The sequence below is a fragment of the Streptomyces fructofermentans genome, assembly GCF_014651055.1.
Taxonomy (GTDB): Bacteria; Actinomycetota; Actinomycetes; order Streptomycetales; family Streptomycetaceae; genus Streptomyces; species Streptomyces fructofermentans.
Genome location: NZ_BMWD01000001.1, coordinates 115,697 through 134,397 on the forward strand (window position 1 = coordinate 115,697; position 18,701 = coordinate 134,397).

The following is an 18,701-nucleotide window of genomic DNA, read 5'->3' on the forward strand; positions in this document are numbered from 1 at the left end:
ACCAGATCCGAACCGGCCGAGCCGCAAGGGGGACAGCTCCATGCCCGTGTCCGTCGAACCGACATCCGTCGACCCGACCCAGCAGCACCGGACGGCGCCCGCACAAGGGCACACGTCCGAGGCCGTGTCCGCGCAGGAGACGGGTGAGGTGCTGCGGCCGCACGCGGAGGAGGCGTTCGCCGCCGAACTGGCGGCGCTGGCCGCCCAGGACGACCGGCCTCGTCCGGCCCGCTGGCGGATGTCGCCGTGGGCCGTGGCGACCTATCTGCTCGGCGGCACGCTCGCGGACGGCACCGTCATCACACCGAAGTACGTGGGGCCGCGCCGCATAGTGGAGGTCGCGGTCACCACGCTCGCCACCGACCGGGCCCTGCTCCTCCTCGGTGTGCCCGGCACGGCGAAGACCTGGGTGTCCGAGCACCTGGCCGCCGCCGTGAGCGGCGACTCGACCCTGCTCGTGCAGGGCACGGCCGGCACCCCGGAGGAGGCGATCCGGTACGGCTGGAACTACGCGCAACTGCTCGCGCACGGCCCGAGCCGCGACGCGCTCGTGCCCAGCCCGGTCATGCGGGCGATGGCGGACGGCATGACGGCCCGTGTCGAGGAGCTGACGCGCATCCCGGCCGACGTGCAGGACACGCTCATCACGATCCTGTCGGAGAAGACCCTGCCGATCCCGGAGTTGGGTTCGGAGGTGCAGGCGGTCAAGGGCTTCAACCTCATCGCGACAGCCAACGACCGCGACCGCGGGGTGAACGACCTGTCCAGCGCCCTGCGCCGGCGTTTCAACACGGTGGTGCTGCCTCTGCCGGAGAGCGCCGACGCCGAGGTCGACATCGTCTCGCGGCGGGTCGACCAGCTCGGCCGGTCCCTCGACCTGCCGTCCGTGCCCGACGGGGTGGACGAGATCCGCCGTGTCGTCACCGTCTTCCGTGAACTGCGGGACGGCGTGACCGCGGACGGCCGTACGAAGCTGAAATCGCCCAGCGGCACGCTGTCCACCGCGGAGGCGATCTCCGTCGTCACCAACGGGCTCGCCCTGGCAGCCCACTTCGGCGACGGAGTCCTGCGCGCGGGCGATGTCGCGGCGGGCATCCTCGGAGCCGTGGTGCGGGACCCGGCGGCCGACCGCGTCATCTGGCAGGAGTACCTGGAAGCGGTCGTGCGCGAGCGGGACGGCTGGAAGGACTTCTACCGGGCCTGCCGTGAGGTGAGCACGTGAGCATCCGAGAGGCGGGTGATCGCGAAGGCGCGGGACGGCCGCGCAGGTCGCCCGGACCGCTGCTGCTCGGAGTCCGTCACCACGGGCCCGGATCGGCCCGGGCGGTTCGGGCCGCGCTGGCGGCGGCCCGGCCGCGGGTGGTGCTCGTCGAGGGGCCGCCCGAGGCCGACGCCCTGATCGCGCTGGCCGCCGACGAGGACATGCGGCCGCCCGTCGCGCTGCTCGCGCATGTGGTGGACGAGCCGGGGCGGTCCGCGTTCTGGCCGCTCGCCGAGTTCTCGCCGGAATGGGTGGCGATCCGCTGGGCGCTGGAGCACGGCGTGCCGGCCCGCTTCATCGACCTCCCGGCCGTGCACACCCTGGCGTGGGGCCGCGAGGACGACATCTGTGAAGGGGCGCACGAAGGAGACAGGGCAGACGAGGGACACGGGGGAGACGGGCAGGACGGCGGGGGCGGGGCGAGCGGGGCGGACGCCGAGGACCCGGAGGCCGGCACGGGAGGCGCGCACGCTCCGGACAGTGAAGGCTGCGGCGGGGGCGGCGCGGGAGGCGTCGACGACGGCCCCGGGGCGCCTCGGCCGGTGCCCGCGGAGGCGGTGCGGATCGATCCGCTCGCCGTACTCGCCGAGACCGCCGGGTACGACGACCCCGAGCGGTGGTGGGAGGACGTGGTCGAGCACCGGGGGGCGGGGGGCGGGGACGCGTTCGCGCCGTTCGAGGTGCTCGGCGAGGCGATGGAGGCACTGCGTACGGCCTACGGGGTCGGGGGCCACGACCGGGACCTGGTGCGCGAGGCGTACATGCGGCTCCAGATCCGCGCGGCGCAGCGGGAGTTCGGTGACGACACGGCCGTCGTGTGCGGGGCCTGGCACGTACCCGCGCTCCGGCAGCGGCCGACCGTCGCGGCGGACCGCGCGCTGCTGAAGGGGCTGCCCAGGGCGAAGGCAGACATGACGTGGGTGCCCTGGACGCACCGGCGGCTCTCGCGGACGAGCGGGTACGGCGCGGGGATCGACTCGCCCGGCTGGTACGGGCACCTGTTCCACGCCGAGGACCGGCCGATCGAGCGCTGGATGACCAAGGTGGCCCGACTGCTGCGCGACGAGGACCGCCTCGTGTCGTCCGCGCACGTCATCGAATCGGTGCGGCTCGCCGAGACGCTCGCTGCGATGCGTGGACGGCCGCTCCCGGGCCTGACCGAGACCACCGACGCGGTACGGGCCGTGATGTGCGAGGGCTCGGACGTGCCGCTGGCACTCGTGCACGACCGGCTCGTCGTGGGCGACGTCCTGGGCGAGGTGCCCGTGTCGGCGCCCGCGGTGCCGTTGCAGAGGGACGTGACCCGCCTCCAGCGCCGGCTGAGGCTCAAGCCGGAGGCGCAGGACCGGGAACTGGAGCTGGACCTGCGCAAGGAGACCGACGCCGGACGCAGCAGACTGCTCCACCGGTTGCGGCTCCTGGGCATCGGCTGGGGCGAGCCGACGGCTTCCCGCGGCAGCACCGGCACGTTCCGGGAGACCTGGCGGCTGCGCTGGGAACCGGAGCTGGCCGTACGGGTCGCCGAAGCCGGGGTGTGGGGCACGACCGTTGTGGCCGCCGCGACGGCGAAGGCCGAGGCGGACGCCATCGGCGCGCGGTCGCTGGCCGACGTCACGGCCCTCGCGGAGCACTGCCTTCTCGCCGAACTCCCCGACGCGCTGCCGGTGGTGATGCGGGTCCTCGCGGACCGGGCCGCTCTGGACGCCGATGTCGGCCACCTCGCCCAGGCACTGCCCGCCCTGGTCCGTTCGCTGCGGTACGGAGACGTACGCGGCACCGACACGCAGGCACTGGCCGAGGTCGCCGCGGGGCTCGCGGAGCGCGTCTTCGTCGGACTGCCCCCCGCCTGCGCGGCACTGGACGCGGATGCGGCCGAGGAGATGCGGGGGAACGTCGACGCGGTGCACACGGCGGTGGGCCTGCTGGGCGAGGGGGAGGAGCGGGACCCCGTGGGGGGCGGGGAGCGGCACGGGCCGACGGACGCGGGCGGTGGTCCGGGGTCCGTGGCGCGGAGCGGGATACGCGGGCGCTGGCAGGGCGTGCTGGGCACCCTGTCGCTGCGGGACACGGTTCCGGGTGTCATCCGGGGCCGGGCGGTTCGGCTGCTGCTGGACGAAGGCGCGTTGGCCCACGGGGAGGCCGCGCGGCTCATGGGGCTCGTGCTGTCACCGGGCACGGCTCCGGGTGACGCGGCGGCATGGATCGAGGGGTTCGTCGGCGGGGGTTCCGGCGGCGGGATGCTGCTCGTCCACGACGAGCGCCTGCTCGGGCTGGTGGACGCGTGGCTGACGGCGGTGCCGGGAGACGCGTTCACTGACGTACTGCCCCTGCTCAGACGCACCTTCTCGGCCTACGAGCCCGGAGTGCGTCGCACCCTCGGCGAACTGGTCCGGCGCGGACCGGGCGTACGCGGCGGTGCCCCTGGAGCGGCCACGGGCACGGCAGCGGGGTTCGACCCGGGGCTCGACGTGGCGCGAGCAGACGCCGTCCTGCCCGTGCTGCGCCTGCTGCTGGGACTCGACGGGGACGATCCGCTCGACGCGGCCACCGGCACTGGCACCGCAACAGCCGGCGCCGGCACTGCTACCGGCACAACTACCGGCATAGGCGCCGACGCACAGGCAGAGGACGACGACCTCGTGGGGGTGGCCCGATGAGCACCGCATCGACCGATCACGCCGATCAGGCTCAGCAGGCGGATCACGCTGATCGGCACCGGCAGGCGGTTCCGTTCGAGGGGGCCGGAAGCGGGACGTCCGACGCCGACGGTGAACGGCTGCGCCGCTGGCGGCTCGTGCTCGGCGGGGAGGAGGCGGACGGCACCGGCTGCGCGCTCACCGGTCAGGACGCCGCGATGGACGGGGCACTCGGCGCCCTGTACGGGAACAGCGGCGGTGCCCGTGCGGGGCAGGGCCGTTCGGCGGGGCTCGGGGCGTCGGCGCCGGCCGTCGCGCGGTGGCTCGGAGACATCCGGACGTACTTCCCCTCCTCCGTCGTCCAGGTGATGCAGCGGGACGCCATCGACCGGCTCGGCCTCTCCACCTTGTTGCTGGAGCCGGAGATGCTGGAGGCGGTGGAGGCCGACGTCCACCTCGTCGGCACCCTGCTGTCCCTCAACAAGGCCATGCCGGAGACGACCAAGGAGACGGCGCGGGCAGTCGTGCGCAAGGTGGTGGAGGACCTGGAGAAGCGGCTCGCGACGCGTACCAGGGCGACACTCAGCGGCGCGCTCGACCGGAGTGCCCGGATCAACCGACCTCGCCACCACGACATCGACTGGAACCGCACGATCTCGGCCAACCTCAAGCACTACCTGCCCGAGTACCGCACGATCGTGCCCGAGCGCCTCATCGGCTACGGACGCGCCTCGCAGTCCGTGAGGAAGGAGGTCGTGCTCTGCATCGACCAGTCCGGGTCGATGGCGGCGTCCGTCGTCTACGCGTCGGTGTTCGGGGCGGTCCTGGCCTCGATGCGGTCCATCGACACGCGGCTGGTCGTGTTCGACACGGCGGTCGTCGACCTCACCGACCAGCTCGACGATCCGGTGGACGTCCTCTTCGGCACGCAGCTCGGCGGCGGCACGGACATCAACAGGGCGCTCGCCTACTGCCAGTCGCAGATCACCCGGCCCGCGGACACCGTGGTCGTGCTCATCAGCGACCTCTACGAAGGGGGCATACGCGACGAGATGTTGAAGCGGGTGGTGGCGATGAAGGCGTCGGGGGTGCAGTTCGTGACGCTGCTGGCGCTGTCCGACGAGGGTGCTCCCGCGTACGACCGCGAACATGCGGCGGCGCTCGCGGCGTTGGGGGCACCCGCGTTCGCCTGCACGCCCGATCTGTTCCCCGAAGTGATGGCGGCGGCGATCGAGAAACGGCCACTTCCGGTGCCGGACACCGGAAGTCCGGGGCGGCAGGGCGGCTGACGGGGCCGGGCAGAGACGGGTCGAGCGGATGCGGGCCGAGGCGATGACGACGCGGGTACGGGCCTCGGGGCGGAAAAAACGGGCATGTGTATCCATCGGTAACAGGGGACTTGCGCGACCTCCGGAGTCCCGTGCGAGTATCGGCGGGCTTTCGGGGCGTGCGGTGTTCGGCTGCGCCCCCGGGTGCGCTCCACCCGCGTTTCAGTACCCCCTGTTCCACCCCTGTTCTAGCCCGGTACCACCCCGGTTCCCGTCCCGGTCCCGTGCCCTGCTGGTGCGTGCCCCATCGGTCGGCCGAACCGGCCCGCCCCCGAGTCCAGCCCGTTCCGTGAGTCCAGCCCTTCCCGCCCGCACATCCGTACGTGAGGCTTTTCCCGTCTTGGCCCTGTCAGCCGTACTGCCCGGTGCCGCTCTGCGCGTGACGCGTACGACGGCACGGCGGCGCGCGCTGAACGTGGCAGTGCTGGTGGGCGGGTTGTTCCTGCTGGGGTTCTTCTGCGGTGGGCGGGCGGAAGCGGGGGACGGGGTGGTGTCCGGTCCGACGGAGACCGTTCGATCCCTGGGGTCGGCGGCCGAGCGGGTCGTGCCGAATCCGCCGGGGGAGCCGGCCGCGCTCGCGCCCCGGTCGGCCGTGGCGGACACCGGGTCCCGGTCCTCGGTCGCGTCACCGCAGCAGGCGCCCACCGCGTCGGTATCCACCGCGTCGCTCCCCACCGCGTCGGAGGCCCGCACTCCGCAGGCCTCCACCGCACGGCTCTCCACCGCACCGGCCCTCACCGCAGCGGAGGCTCGCACCCCACAGGCCTCCACCCCGCCCGCGCCCGCTCCACAGGCGCCCACCCCACCGGCCCCCGTCACACGCAAGGCTTCCGTGGCCGGGGTTGCGGACCTGGCCGGGGTGACCGCTTCAGTGGCCGACGAGGTCGGGCGTGCCGTGGTCGACGAGCGGACCGTGACCCCGGTTGCCGCCCCGGTCGCCGGCCCGGTCGCGGAACGCATCGTGCGACCGGTCACCGAGCGGGTCGTGCGGCCTCTCACCGGCGGTCTCGTACCGTCGGCCGTCGAGCAGGTCGTACGACCGGTCGGGGACCTGGTGGAGCGGATCACCGACGGGCTCGACGCGTTGCCGGTGCCGCCGTCCCAGTGGCCGCCGCTCGCGCAGGCGCCCGTGCCGCCCGCCTTGCCGGAGCCGCCCGGCGCTCAGTCCGGGCAGCCGGGGCCGTCGCCGCTTCCGGCTGGGACGCTTCCGGCAGGCACGCCTCCGACGGGTACGGCGCCGCGGCAGCCGGGCGGGACGACGAACGAGCGGGGGCCCGCACGGGAGCAGGCCGCCGAGGCGGGTTCGGCGACGGTGTACGGGCCGTCGGCGCGGGGTCCGGCCGGCACGGCGGCCGGTGTCGTCGAGGCCGGCGGCACGGGCGGTTCCGTCGACGTACCGGCGGCCGGGTCGCCCGCGAGGCGGGTACCCGGCGACGGATCCGCGGGGTTCCCGAGCCGTCATTCGGTGGTCGACAACGGGCCTTCGCGGCACGGTGACGCGCAGGCCGTCGCGCCGGCCGAGCGGGTTCGGCCCGCGCTGCGGCCCGGAGCGGCGGCGGACTCCTGCGCGGCGGCGACCTGGGACAGGCACCGGGACATTCCGGCCTCCCCCGGCTAGGCCACCGCCGACCACCGGGCGCCACCCTCACCGCGTGCGCCACCGCGACCCGCGACCCGCGACCCGCGACCCGCGACCCGCGACCCGTGACCCGCGACCCGTGACCCGTGACCCGCGACCCGCGACCCGCGACCCGCGACCCGGATGAGCTGGGCGTCACCCGTTCCGCGGTGAACCCGGCCGCCGTACAGCGACCCGCACGGACATTCGTACGGTCACCCGTACGGGCATCGGGCGGGACGGCACCCCCGCACTCGTCACCCGGGCCGCCGTGACCGTGTTGTTCGCGGTCTGCGCGGTCTGCGCGGTCTGCGCGGTCTGCGCGGTGCTCGCGCCGTCCGCGTTCGTCGTCGCCCCGTTCCGTCCACCCGCGTCGGGCCCGATACGGCGTCCGACGCACCCCTTGCCGTACGACCGCGCCCCGGCGGCCGGACGTACGGCATCCCCCGACGCCGCAGGAACGAGCCCTCGGACGGCCGAACGCCATCGGCCCTTCCGGTCGGCCGCCTGCGGATGGGGCGGGTGCTCCCCATTGGGGTGAGGAGCACCCGCCCCGCGCCCCCTACGTCATGGTTGAGGGGCTGTTCGAGGGGCCTCACCAGGCAAACCCCAGCCTGGTGAGGCCCTGGAACCGGGCAATCTGTGACCGTAATCACCGCCCAGCTGTGATCTGCGATTTAGGCCCCCGCCGTCAGCGGCGATAACCTGCGAGACGGACATGCCGCGTTCCGGCCACCGTGCCCACGCCCTCCTTGTGACCGCGCAGTCACGTTGCCCGCCGCGGCACGCCCACGCAGACAACGAACCGCGAGATACCTGATAGGGACGGACGCGCGTGGACCTGTTCGAGTACCAGGCGAGGGACCTCTTCGCCAAGCACGGTGTACCGGTGCTGGCCGGTGAAGTCATCGACACGCCTGAAGGGGCGCGCGCGGCGACCGAGCGTCTTGGCGGCAAGTCCGTCGTCAAGGCCCAGGTCAAGGTCGGTGGCCGCGGCAAGGCCGGCGGCGTGAAGCTGGCCGGCACCCCGGACGAGGCCGTCGCCCGCGCGACGGACATTCTCGGCATGGACATCAAGGGCCACACGGTCCACAAGGTGATGATCGCCGAGACGGCCCCGGAGATTCTTGAGGAGTACTACGTCTCGTACCTCCTCGACCGCACGAACCGCACCTTCCTCGCCATGGCGTCCGTTCAGGGCGGCATGGACATCGAGGAGGTCGCCGAGAAGACCCCCGAGGCGCTCGCGAAGGTCCCGGTCGACGCCGTCGAGGGCGTCTCGATCGAGAAGGCCCGCGAGATCGTCGCCCTGGCGAAGTTCCCGGCCGAGGTCGCCGAGAAGGTCGCCGAGGTCCTGGTGACGCTGTGGGACACCTTCGTCGCCGAGGACGCGCTCCTCGTCGAGGTCAACCCGCTCGCCAAGGTCGCCTCCGGCGACATCCTGGCGCTGGACGGCAAGGTCTCCCTCGACGAGAACGCCGAGTTCCGCCAGGCGGACCACGCGGCTCTCGAGGACAAGGCGTCGGCGAACCCCCTCGAGGCGGCGGCCAAGGCCAAGGGCCTCAACTACGTCAAGCTCGACGGCGAGGTCGGCATCATCGGCAACGGCGCGGGGCTCGTCATGAGCACCCTCGACGTCGTCGCGTACGCCGGTGAGAACCACGGCGGCGTGAAGCCGGCCAACTTCCTGGACATCGGTGGCGGCGCCTCCGCCCAGGTCATGGCCAACGGCCTGGAGATCATCCTCGGCGACCCGGACGTCAAGTCCGTCTTCGTCAACGTCTTCGGTGGCATCACCGCCTGTGACGAGGTCGCCAACGGCATCGTCCAGGCGCTGCAGCTCCTCGCCGACAAGGGCGAGGACGTCACGAAGCCGCTGGTGGTCCGCCTCGACGGCAACAACGCGGAGCTGGGTCGAAAGATCCTGTCGGACGCCAACCACCCGCTCGTGCAGCGCGTGGACACCATGGACGGCGCGGCCGACAAGGCCGCCGAGCTGGCCGCGGCCAAGTAAAGGACGAGGGACACCACAGCCATGGCTATCTTCCTCAACAAGGACAGCAAGGTCATCGTCCAGGGCATGACCGGTGCCACGGGCATGAAGCACACCAAGCTCATGCTGGCCGACGGCACGAACATCGTCGGCGGTGTGAACCCGCGCAAGGCCGGTACGACCGTCGACGTCGACGGCACCGAGATCCCGGTCTTCGGCACGGTCGCCGAGGCGATCGAGAAGACGGGCGCCAACGTCTCCGTCCTCTTCGTGCCGCCGGCCTTCGCCAAGGCCGCCGTCGTCGAGGCCATCGACGCCGAGATCCCCCTCGCGGTCGTCATCACCGAGGGCATCGCCGTCCACGACTCCGCCGCCTTCTGGGCGTACGCGAAGTCGAAGGGCAACAAGACCCGCATCATCGGCCCGAACTGCCCCGGTCTCATCACGCCGGGCCAGTCCAACGCCGGCATCATCCCGGGCGACATCACGAAGCCGGGCCGCATCGGCCTGGTCTCGAAGTCCGGCACGCTGACGTACCAGATGATGTACGAGCTCCGTGACATCGGCTTCTCGTCGGCCGTCGGCATCGGTGGCGACCCGGTCATCGGTACGACGCACATCGACGCGCTCGCCGCGTTCGAGGCCGACCCCGACACCGACCTGATCGTCATGATCGGCGAGATCGGCGGCGACGCCGAGGAGCGTGCGGCGGACTTCATCGCGAAGAACGTCACCAAGCCGGTCGTCGGCTACGTCGCGGGCTTCACCGCGCCCGAGGGCAAGACCATGGGCCACGCCGGCGCCATCGTCTCCGGCTCCTCCGGCACGGCCGCCGCGAAGAAGGAGGCCCTCGAGGCCGCCGGCGTCAAGGTCGGCAAGACGCCGACCGAGACGGCCGAGCTGGCCCGAGCGATCCTCGCCGGCTGAACGGCTGAACGGCTGAACGGCTGAACGGCTGAACGCGGTCGGGCCCGTACCCCCTTCTCCGGGGGTGCGGGCCCGACCGCGTTCGCGCGTCCGTGCCGCCGGAGCCGTCAGCGGACCTGCGGCCGGATCCTCTCCGGCCCCGCGCCCGGCAGCGAGCGGAGTTTCGTACGCAGCTTCACGTCCTCCTTGGAGAGCGGGCCCGGCGCCGGGCGCGGCGGTACGCCGCGCACCCCGGAGCCCGGGACCAGCGGAGCCTCGTAGTGGTCGGGGGCCGTGCGGAGCGTGATCGCGGTGGAGCCGATCACGAGGACGGTGAGCGCGATGGCCGCCCGGGTCCAGCGGCGCGCCCGGCGTTCGCTGCCCGTACGTACGGTGTCGGGCTCCGCGGCGGCGCGCAGCCGTTCCGCGCTGCCGAGTTCCGCCAGCCGCCGGGCCAGTTCCGTCGGGTCGGCCAGTTCGGGGATCCGCTCGGTGACGGCCTCGCGCGCGTGCAGCAGCCGGTTCGCCGTCGCGGGCGTGCTCGCCTCCGTCTCGGCCGCGGTCTCCGGCAGGCCGAGCCCGAGGCCGTCGTGGAGGACCAGCGTGCGCCGGTACGCGGGAGGCAGGTCCAGCAGGACGGAGAGCAGCAGCCGGTCGTCCGGCGTGGCGGGCGGTACCTCCGGATGGCGGTGGCTCGGGCGCAGCCGGTGCCAGGGGGACATCGCGTACTCGTACGCCGCCGCGCGCACCCACCCCGCGGGATCCCGGTCGACCGCCACTTCGGGCCAGCGCTGCCAGGCCTGCTGGAAGGCCCTCTCCACCGACTCGCGGGCCAACTCGCGCCGCCCGGTGAGCAGGTAGGCCTGCCGTACGAGGGCGGGGGCGGCGAAGGCGTACAGCGCGTCGAATGCCTGATCTGGTGTCAGCGTGACGGCAGGGGCAGCGGTTTGCGTCACCGGACAGCACCCTTTCGTACGTAAATACACATAAAAGTATATTGAGCGACACATCCGAGGTTCGCCTGTTACGCCCGGAAAGCGCGTGTCGTTGGGAGCATGGCGAACGTGACCCAGACGACCCATCGCAGCCCTCCGTCGCCGCCCGAGCCCAACCGGTCGCGCGAGCGGTCACCAGGACTGGCCGCCGGTCTTGCGGGAGGTGCTCTCGCGGCGGGGCTCGGGCTCGGCGCCTTCGCCGTGCCGGTCATGGTCCTGTGGATCAGCTCGCCCTATCCGGACAGCGGCCCCGACGGCGCGTTGCACGTCGCAGCGGCGCTGTGGCTGCTCGCGCACGGCACCGAACTCGTCCGCACCGAGACCCTCTCCGGCGCGCCCGCGCCCGTCGGCCTCACCCCGCTGCTCCTGGTGGCGGTGCCCGCGTGGCTGCTGCACCGCGCGGCCCGCGACGCGGCGGACGGCGACGAGCACTCCGCGCCGCCCGGGGTCCGCACGGTGTGGGCCGGCGTCGTCGCGGGCTATCTGGCCGTCGGCACCTTCGCCGCCCTGTACGCGTCGGGCGGCGGACTGCGGCCGTCGTGGACCTCGGTCCTGGTGTGGCCGCCGCTGCTCGCGGTGGCGGCGGCGGGGTCGGGCGTCTGGACGGCGTACGGGCGCCCGCTGGGCCCGCTGCCGCCCGCCCTGCGCCGCGCCGTCGCCGCCCTGCCGATGCCCTCGGACATCCGCTTCCCGGCGGCTGCCCGTGCCGCCGCGGCCGGAACGGCCGCTCTCGTCGGCGGTGGCGCCCTCCTCGCCGGCGCCTCGCTGGTGTGGCGCGGCGATCCGGCCAGGGAGTCGTTCCTGCAGCTCACCGAGAGCTGGTCGGGCAGGTTCGCGGTGCTGCTGCTGGCGTTGGCCCTCGTACCGAACGCCGCCGTGTGGGGGGCCTCCTACGCCCTGGGACCCGGCTTCGCCCTCGGGTCGGGGCACGCCGTCGGACCCCTTGCCTCGTCCCCCGGGACGCTGCTCCCGCCCTTCCCGCTTCTCGCGGCGGTACCGGGGGAGGGCCCGGGGACGCCGGTGGCCTGGGCCGCCGGAGCGGTGCCTGTGGTGGCGGGCGTGGTGGTGGCCTGGTTCACCGTGCGGGCAGGGGTGCCGGGGAGGAGGAAGCCGGGGAAGGGGCGCTCGGCCGCCGGGAGGGCCGGGCGTTCGCGTCCGGTCTGGACGGCGGTCCCGGGCGACGAGCCCTGGCCGCCCGGCCGCACCGCCCGGACGGTGGCGCTGGCCGCCCTGTTGTGCGGACCGGTCCTCGCGGTGCTCGCCGCGCTCGCGGGCGGCCCTCTCGGGACGGCCGCGCTCCGCGACTTCGGGCCCGTCTGGTGGCAGACGGGCCCCGCCGCGGCGGCGTGGATCGCCCTGGTCGGCGTGCCGGCGGGACTCGGGCTGCGGGCCTGGCGCCTGCGCGGTCCTCTGGTACGGACGCCCCGGGCGGGGCTGCTCGAGGGGGTACGCGGATCTCGTGCGCGTGGGCCGCACGGGTGGACGTCAGTGGTACGGCTGCCCTGGACCCGGAGCGTCCGTACCCCCTCGCGGAACGTCTCCGAGCCCGTGCCTCAGGTCCTGGAACCCCGTGATCCGGACGCGTGGACGCGTGTTGCGGAGGAGGAGCGCGGGCGGACGCCCTTCCTGCTTCCGGAGCGGGAGCCGGAGCGGGGCCCGGGCATGGACCCGGACCCGGCGGAAGGGCGCCGGGGATCGCCCTCGTCCGAGCCCTCGCCCGAGCCCTCGCCCGAGTCGACGCCCGAGCGGCCGTTCGCGTTCGAGTCGATGCCCGAGCAGGGGCGCGTGTCAGGACACGAGCCGGGACGTGAGCCGGGGCCGGGGCTGGCGGGCGAGTCGAGTGGGCCGCCGGCCGAAGGCGCGAGGGAGCCCGGAGTACCCGGAGTCCCTGGGGAGTCCGGGAAGCCCAGGGAGGTCAGGAAGCCCGGGGAGCCCGGGGAACGACTTAGGGACAGGCTCCGGGAGGGGTTCGGGGAAGGGGTCCGGGCAGGAGTCCGGGGCGGCCGGCAGGATCAGGCGGAGGGCGGGTCCGGGGCGGCGCCCGGGGAAGCGCCGCCCGACCACCCCCTGCGGCCCCGCGCCCTGCCACCGCACGCCGGCCCCGCGGCCGGATCCGCACCCGCGCAGAGCCCCGCGGCCAAACCCGCACCCGTGCAGAGCCCTGCCGCCGGACCCGTACCGGCGCCCGCACCCGGGTCCCTCCCGGCCGCCGCGGGTTCCAGGACCGGCTGGCTCTCCCGCCTGGGCCGCCGCCGGGGCCCGGCGGACCGGCCCGCGGCCGGCGCCGGTCGACCGGACGCCTACGCCCCCGCGAAGGGCTCCCGTCCGCGTGGCCCCGGAGGCCGCGGCCGCCTCTCCGGGCGGCCGAAGTCCGGCCGTCCGGGTGCGGTGGACCCGGACTTCGAGCCGTACGACTTCCTGCCCTCCTCCGACCCCTTCGGCTCCCTGTGGCACGACGACGAGGCCCGTGAGGCACGCTGGTCCGCCCTCAAACGGGCGTCGTCCACGGACGAGCCCCGTGACTGAGGGGACACCCCCGTACGCACCGGAGCGGGCGGCGGGCGGCCGGGTCCGGCGGAGGCGGTTGGTCCGGGCGAGTGACCGGCCCCGACAGGAACCCGGGTCGGACGGACCGGCGGGGGTGTCCGGGACGGACGGGCGGCCGGGGGCCGGCGGCTCACCCGCAGGAGTGACGAGGGCGGCGGGGCGGCCGGCCGGTGCACCCGGCCGGCCCGTCCGTCAGCCCTCCGTGCCCAGGATTCCGCGCAGCTCCTTCGGGAGCAGGTCGTCGCAGGACTTCTTCGCCGTGTTGGTGAGCGAGTCGTTCACGCATGTGTAGTACTCGCTGTACACGAGCTGGGCCGTGAAGGTCGCCGCGACGAGCACGAGTGCCAGTGAGGCTGTGACCAGGCCGCTGATCGCCGCGGTGGTCTGCGGCTGCCTGCCGCCGGTGGACGGCGGCGCCGGCTTGTCGGGGTCCGCCGCGCGCGGCTTGGCGCGCAGGGCGCTGATCGCCCAGTACATGGCCAGCGCGCCGAGCAGCAGCGCCACGTACGGCCAGCTGAAGAGGGCGAAGAAGAACGCCCACATGCCGGAGAGCAGCGCGTACCGGGCGCGGCGCTGGGCCGGGTCCGTCGGGTCCCAGCGCATCCCGGAGCCGGGACCCCCCGATCCCTCGGGGCCGTTCTGTCCGCCCGGTCCGCCGGGTGAACCGGGGCGGTCGCCGAAGCGCCCGCCCCGGGCGGGTCCCGGCTGCCGGTCGCTCCACTGGCTGCCCCAGGGGGAGCCGTCGTCGGGCCCCTGGCCTCCCTGGCCGCCCTCGCCCCCCTGGCCGCCGTCGGGGCGCCGCGGCTGCCACGGCCGGTCCGGGGTGCCCTCGGGGGGCGGGGCGAAGGGGTTGTCGTCGGCGGGTGCCCGGGACGGCTCCGGCCGTTGTCCGGAAGCAGGAGTGCCGGAGCCCTCGCCGTCCGAGGAGTCCCGCTGCCCGCCCTCGGGCACGTCGTGGCTCTCCCGCGGCGGAGGAGAAGGGCGCTGCTCGCGCAGCAGGAGCGGAGGGAGTCGGAGACTGCGGTCCGGCATCAGGTGTGCGTCTTCCCCTTGGTGGTCTCTGGCGGGCAACGTGTCCACAGAGTCGGCTGGTGTCCGGGGCTCGCGCCCGCGGCGTTCATACCCGTCCCTGGTCAACGTCCCGTACGCAAAAGGCGTTCCCCTGCGCGGATCGTGTGCCCCGGGAGGATCCTCCCCAGACGCTACCTTCCGGCCACGCCCCCGTCCCGTGGGGGCCGCGCGGTGTGCCGGTATCGTTGCTGGCGGTCGGCCGCTTCGTAGACTTCCCCGTATCCGGGGGCGCGAAGCATTCGTACGACCATACAAACGTCGACCGCAGCCGTTCTCACCGAGAACTCCCGAGAAAGGGCCCCGCCGTGGCCAAGGCCAAGCGCCTCGTCGTGCTGGTCTCAGGATCAGGTACGAATCTGCAGGCACTCCTCGACGCCGTCGCGACGCAGGGGACGGCCGTCTACGGGGCCGAGATCGTCGCCGTCGGCGCGGACCGCGACGACATCGTGGGCCTGGACCGCGCCGAGCGTGCCGGACTGCCGACCTTCGTCCGGCGGGTGAAGGACTTCGGGACCCGCGAGGAGTGGGACGCGGCGCTCGCCGCCGCGACCGCCGCGTACGAGCCGGACCTCGTCGTCTCGGCCGGGTTCATGAAGATCGTGGGCAAGGAGTTCCTGGCCCGCTTCGGCGGCCGGTTCGTCAACACGCACCCCGCGCTGCTGCCCAGCTTCCCGGGGGCGCACGGCGTCCGGGACGCCCTCGCCTACGGCGCGAGGGTCACCGGGTGCACCGTCCACTTCGTCGACGACGGCGTCGACACCGGGCCGATCATCGCCCAGGGCGTGGTCGAGGTCCGGGACGAGGACGACGAGAGCGCTCTGCACGAGCGCATCAAGGAAGTCGAGCGAAGGCTGCTCGTCGATGTCGTGGGGCGGCTCGCCCGCAACGGCTATCGCATTGAGGGACGAAAGGTAGTTATCCCGTGACCGCCGAAGGTACGCAGGACACCAAGCGGGCCATCCGCCGCGCACTGATCAGCGTCTACGACAAGACCGGTCTGGAAGAGCTCGCGCGCGGCCTGCACGCGTCGGGTGTCGAGCTGGTCTCCACCGGCTCCACCGCCGCGCGGATCGCCGCCGCGGGAGTCCCGGTCACCAAGGTCGAGGAGCTCACCGGCTTCCCCGAGTGCCTGGACGGCCGGGTCAAGACCCTGCACCCGCGCGTGCACGCCGGAATCCTCGCCGACCTGCGGCTGGACGCCCACAAGCAGCAGCTCGCCGAGCTGGGGGTCGAGCCCTTCCAGCTCGTCGTCGTGAACCTGTACCCGTTCCGCGCGACCGTCGCCTCCGGCGCCTCTCCCGACGAGTGCGTGGAGCAGATCGACATCGGCGGCCCCTCGATGGTCCGCGCCGCCGCCAAGAACCACCCGTCCGTCGCCGTGGTCACCAGCCCCGAGCGGTACGCGGACGTCCTCGCCGCCACCCGCGAGGGCGGTTTCGACCTGCACGCGCGCAAGCGGCTCGCCGCGGAGGCCTTCCAGCACACGGCCGCGTACGACGTCGCCGTCGCCTCCTGGTTCGCGAGCTCGTACGCGCCCGCCGACACCTCGGAGTTCCCCGACTTCGTCGGTTCGACCTTCGAGAAGCGCAGCACGCTCCGCTACGGCGAGAACCCGCACCAGGGTGCCGCGCTCTACGTGGACGGCACCGGCGGCCTGGCCGACGCCGAGCAGCTGCACGGCAAGGAGATGTCGTACAACAACTACACGGACACGGACGCCGCGCGCCGTGCCGCGTACGACCACGACGACCCGTGTGTGGCGATCATCAAGCACGCCAACCCGTGCGGCATCGCGATCGGCGCGAACGTCGCCGAGGCGCACCGCAAGGCGCACGCCTGCGACCCGCTGTCCGCGTTCGGCGGCGTGATCGCGGTCAACCGACCGGTCTCCCGGGAGATGGCGGAGCAGGTCGCGGAGATCTTCACCGAGGTCATCGTCGCGCCCGACTACGAGGACGGCGCGCTGGAGGCCCTCGCCAGGAAGAAGAACCTCCGGGTGCTGCGCGCGCACCACGGTCCGGCCGCCGCCGTCGAGGTCAAGCAGATCGACGGCGGTCGCCTCCTCCAGGTCTCCGACCGGCTCCAGGCCGACGGCGACAACCCGGCCTCCTGGACCCTGGCGACCGGCGACGCGCTCTCCGAGGGCGAGCTCGACGAGCTCGCCTTCGCCTGGCGTGCCTGCCGCGCGGTCAAGTCCAACGCGATCCTGCTCGCCAAGGACGGGGCGTCCGTCGGTGTCGGGATGGGCCAGGTCAACCGTGTCGACTCGGCCAAGCTCGCCGTCGAGCGCGCGGGTGCCGAGCGGGCGCGCGGCTCCTTCGCCGCCTCGGACGCCTTCTTCCCCTTCCCCGACGGGCTGGAGATCCTGACCGCCGCCGGTGTCAGGGCCGTGGTCCAGCCCGGTGGTTCCGTCCGGGACGAGCTGGTGGTCGAGGCCGCGAAGAAGGCGGGCGTCACGATGTACTTCACCGGGACGCGGCACTTCTTCCACTGACCGGACCCACTGACCGGATTCACCGACCGGACCCCGCACCGACTCCGCACGGACCGTGCGGACGGCGGCCCCCGGACCCTCCCGCGAGGGTCCGGGGGCCGCCGTCGCGTTCCGGTGCCGCCGTGTCCTGCCGCACCCGGCGCCCCGCAGGTCGCCGGGTCACTTCTTGCCGTCGGGTCCGTACTCCTCGAGGTAGTGCGCGACGCGGTCGGCGTAGTCGCGGTACTTCGCGGGCACCCCGCCCGCACGGTTCACCTTGTCGAACGACGTCCGGTACGCCGTCGCGATCAGGACCCGTCGGTCCCCGGGCAGGTCCTTGGCCAGACGCGGGGTGATCCAGCACAGGTAGCGGCCCATCGCCGGAATGGACTCCGCGGGCGGGAAGGGCGGTTCGGGCACCTCCTGCCCGGGGGTGCCGTCCTCGTGCATCCACCAGCGCAGCACACCGGGGGTCCAGCGCGCGATGCCGTACTCGTTGTTCTTCTTGTCGGCGAGGTCCGGGTCGAAGTCGCTCTCCACCTTCAGCATCGCCGAGATCAGGACCGGACTGACCTCGGGGTGCGCGCAGTCGTTGGCCGTCTCGACGATCAGCAGTCGGAACGCGGGCGGGATGCCCCGGTCGGTACGGAGCTGGGCGGCCCCGTACGCGGGCGCGGTGACGGTCGTGCGCTCCCCGGCGCCCTTGCCGTCCGCGTCCGTCCAGGCGCTGATGCCGAATCCGAGTGCCGAGAGGGCGACGGCGCCGGCGGCCGCCGCGGCGCCGACCGCCGCCGCGCTCCGCGGGCGGTGGCCGCGCCGCGCGAACAGCCGGCGCAGCCTCGACGGCCGGTCCGTGCCGGCGGCGGCCGCCACCCGCCCGAGCAGCGCCTCCGTGCTCACCCGGTCGGCGTGGGTACGGGCCAGGCAGTCCCGCACGATGTCCCGCCACGCTTCGGGCAGCGCGGGCGACAGGCGCAGTTCGTCGGTGCCCCGCGCATAGGCGGCGGCCGCGTGCCTGCGGGCCGACTGCGTGCCGCCGGGCAGCGGGAAGGCGCCCGCCAGCAGCAGATGGGCGAGGACGCCGAAGGCCCAGACGTCGGCGGAGGGCCGGATGCGCCGGCCGCGCTCGCCGATCTCCGACCAGAGCAGCTCGGGCGGGGTGTAGTCGGGTGTGGAGAAGGCCGGCGTGTAGGCGTGGGTGCCCTCCAGCTCGGCGGCCATGTTGAAATCGGCCAGCCGGACCGAACCGTCCTCCATCAGCAGTACGTTGGCGGGCTTGAGGTCGCCGTGCACCCAGCCCGCGTCGTGCAGTTGGGCCAGCCCCTCGCAGATCTGCGCGAGCAGCAGCGGGCCGTCCGGCGGGTGCGGTGAACGGGCCAGCAGGGCGGCGAGTGAGCCCTCGGCCCGCTCCAGGACGAGCACGGTGGCGCCGTCGAGGCCGGGGTGTTCCGGGTCGTCGACGGTGAGCGTCTCGTACATGCGGATCAGCCGGGGGCGGGTGAGTCGGCGGAGCAACTCCATCTCCCGCTCGCCGAGTTCGCGCAGATGCGTCAACTGCCGTGGCGTACCCGTACCGGTGGGCAGGAACTTCAGGGCCGCCGTCGCGGGCAGGCCGTCGCGCGCGCCTGTGCGGCGCGCCCCGTAGACGCTGCCGAACGCGCCCGTGGCGATGGGGTTCTGGACCTCCCAGGAACCCACCCGGTAGCCCTTGGGCACCGAGACCGCGTACGCCTCCGTCACCGCGGTACCCCGTGGGCCGTGCGGCCCGCGGCGCGGACGTCGTCGTTCCGTACGGTGTCGCCGTGTTCTTCCTCCGTGGTCGGCGGAGGTACCACGATGATGCTGTACAAGGTCGTTCTCCCCGTCCCGTGCG

Annotated in this window: 12 protein-coding genes; 9 read left to right on the top strand and 3 right to left on the bottom strand. The window is 73.8% G+C overall.

What is annotated here, in order from left to right; genetic code table 11:
• The first annotated feature begins 40 nt into the window (after positions 1 to 40).
• The 6 genes from IE265_RS00465 (at position 41) to sucD (ending at position 9,763) form a co-directional block, all read left to right on the top strand.
• The gene (locus IE265_RS00465) at positions 41 to 1,222 is read left to right on the top strand and encodes an ATP-binding protein (protein WP_190033233.1); all 1,182 of its coding nucleotides are present in this window, start codon (positions 41 to 43) and stop codon (positions 1,220 to 1,222) included.
• 59 nt (positions 1,223 to 1,281) lie between these two features.
• The gene (locus IE265_RS00470; protein WP_229915982.1) at positions 1,282 to 3,918 is read left to right on the top strand and encodes a DUF5682 family protein; all 2,637 of its coding nucleotides are present in this window, start codon (positions 1,282 to 1,284) and stop codon (positions 3,916 to 3,918) included.
• Positions 3,915 to 5,186, top strand: coding sequence for a VWA domain-containing protein (locus IE265_RS00475; protein WP_229915950.1), 1,272 nt, complete (start codon positions 3,915 to 3,917; stop codon positions 5,184 to 5,186). Before IE265_RS00470 ends, IE265_RS00475 begins: the two co-directional genes overlap by 4 nt.
• Positions 5,187 to 5,565: 379 nt before the next feature.
• Complete coding sequence (locus IE265_RS00480; RefSeq protein WP_190033235.1) at positions 5,566 to 6,843, top strand: hypothetical protein; 1,278 nt, start codon at positions 5,566 to 5,568, stop codon at positions 6,841 to 6,843.
• 835 nt (positions 6,844 to 7,678) lie between these two features.
• Positions 7,679 to 8,857: an ADP-forming succinate--CoA ligase subunit beta gene (sucC, locus tag IE265_RS00485; RefSeq protein ID WP_190033236.1), complete on the top strand. Its 1,179-nt coding sequence runs from the start codon at positions 7,679 to 7,681 to the stop codon at positions 8,855 to 8,857.
• A gap of 21 nt (positions 8,858 to 8,878) precedes the next feature.
• Positions 8,879 to 9,763: a succinate--CoA ligase subunit alpha gene (gene sucD, locus IE265_RS00490; RefSeq protein ID WP_190033237.1), complete on the top strand. Its 885-nt coding sequence runs from the start codon at positions 8,879 to 8,881 to the stop codon at positions 9,761 to 9,763.
• A 107-nt stretch (positions 9,764 to 9,870) separates the two neighbouring features.
• Here sucD and IE265_RS00495 read toward each other — a convergent pair whose 3' ends face one another.
• Positions 9,871 to 10,752 (bottom strand): SigE family RNA polymerase sigma factor, encoded by an 882-nt coding sequence (locus IE265_RS00495; RefSeq protein WP_190033721.1) that lies wholly within the window; start codon positions 10,750 to 10,752, stop codon positions 9,871 to 9,873.
• A 54-nt stretch (positions 10,753 to 10,806) separates the two neighbouring features.
• On the opposite strand from IE265_RS00495, the gene IE265_RS39205 reads away from it, so the two are divergent.
• Positions 10,807 to 13,263, top strand: coding sequence for a cell division protein PerM (locus tag IE265_RS39205; protein ID WP_190033238.1), 2,457 nt, complete (start codon positions 10,807 to 10,809; stop codon positions 13,261 to 13,263).
• Positions 13,264 to 13,476: 213 nt separating this feature from the next.
• Here IE265_RS39205 and IE265_RS00505 read toward each other — a convergent pair whose 3' ends face one another.
• Entirely contained in the window at positions 13,477 to 14,316 is an 840-nt protein-coding gene (locus tag IE265_RS00505) for a hypothetical protein (RefSeq protein ID WP_190033239.1), read from the bottom strand.
• Between the two features lie 344 nt (positions 14,317 to 14,660).
• On the opposite strand from IE265_RS00505, the gene purN reads away from it, so the two are divergent.
• Positions 14,661 to 15,281, top strand: a complete 621-nt coding sequence (gene purN, locus IE265_RS00510) for a phosphoribosylglycinamide formyltransferase (protein WP_190033240.1) — start codon at positions 14,661 to 14,663, stop codon at positions 15,279 to 15,281.
• The gene (gene purH, locus IE265_RS00515) at positions 15,278 to 16,849 is read left to right on the top strand and encodes a bifunctional phosphoribosylaminoimidazolecarboxamide formyltransferase/IMP cyclohydrolase (protein ID WP_190033241.1); all 1,572 of its coding nucleotides are present in this window, start codon (positions 15,278 to 15,280) and stop codon (positions 16,847 to 16,849) included. The genes purN and purH overlap by 4 nt, the downstream gene beginning before the upstream one ends.
• A gap of 159 nt (positions 16,850 to 17,008) precedes the next feature.
• Here purH and IE265_RS00520 read toward each other — a convergent pair whose 3' ends face one another.
• On the bottom strand, positions 17,009 to 18,568 hold the full coding sequence (locus IE265_RS00520) for a serine/threonine protein kinase (RefSeq protein ID WP_190033242.1): 1,560 nt from the start codon (positions 18,566 to 18,568) through the stop codon (positions 17,009 to 17,011).
• Positions 18,569 to 18,701 lie beyond the last annotated feature (133 nt).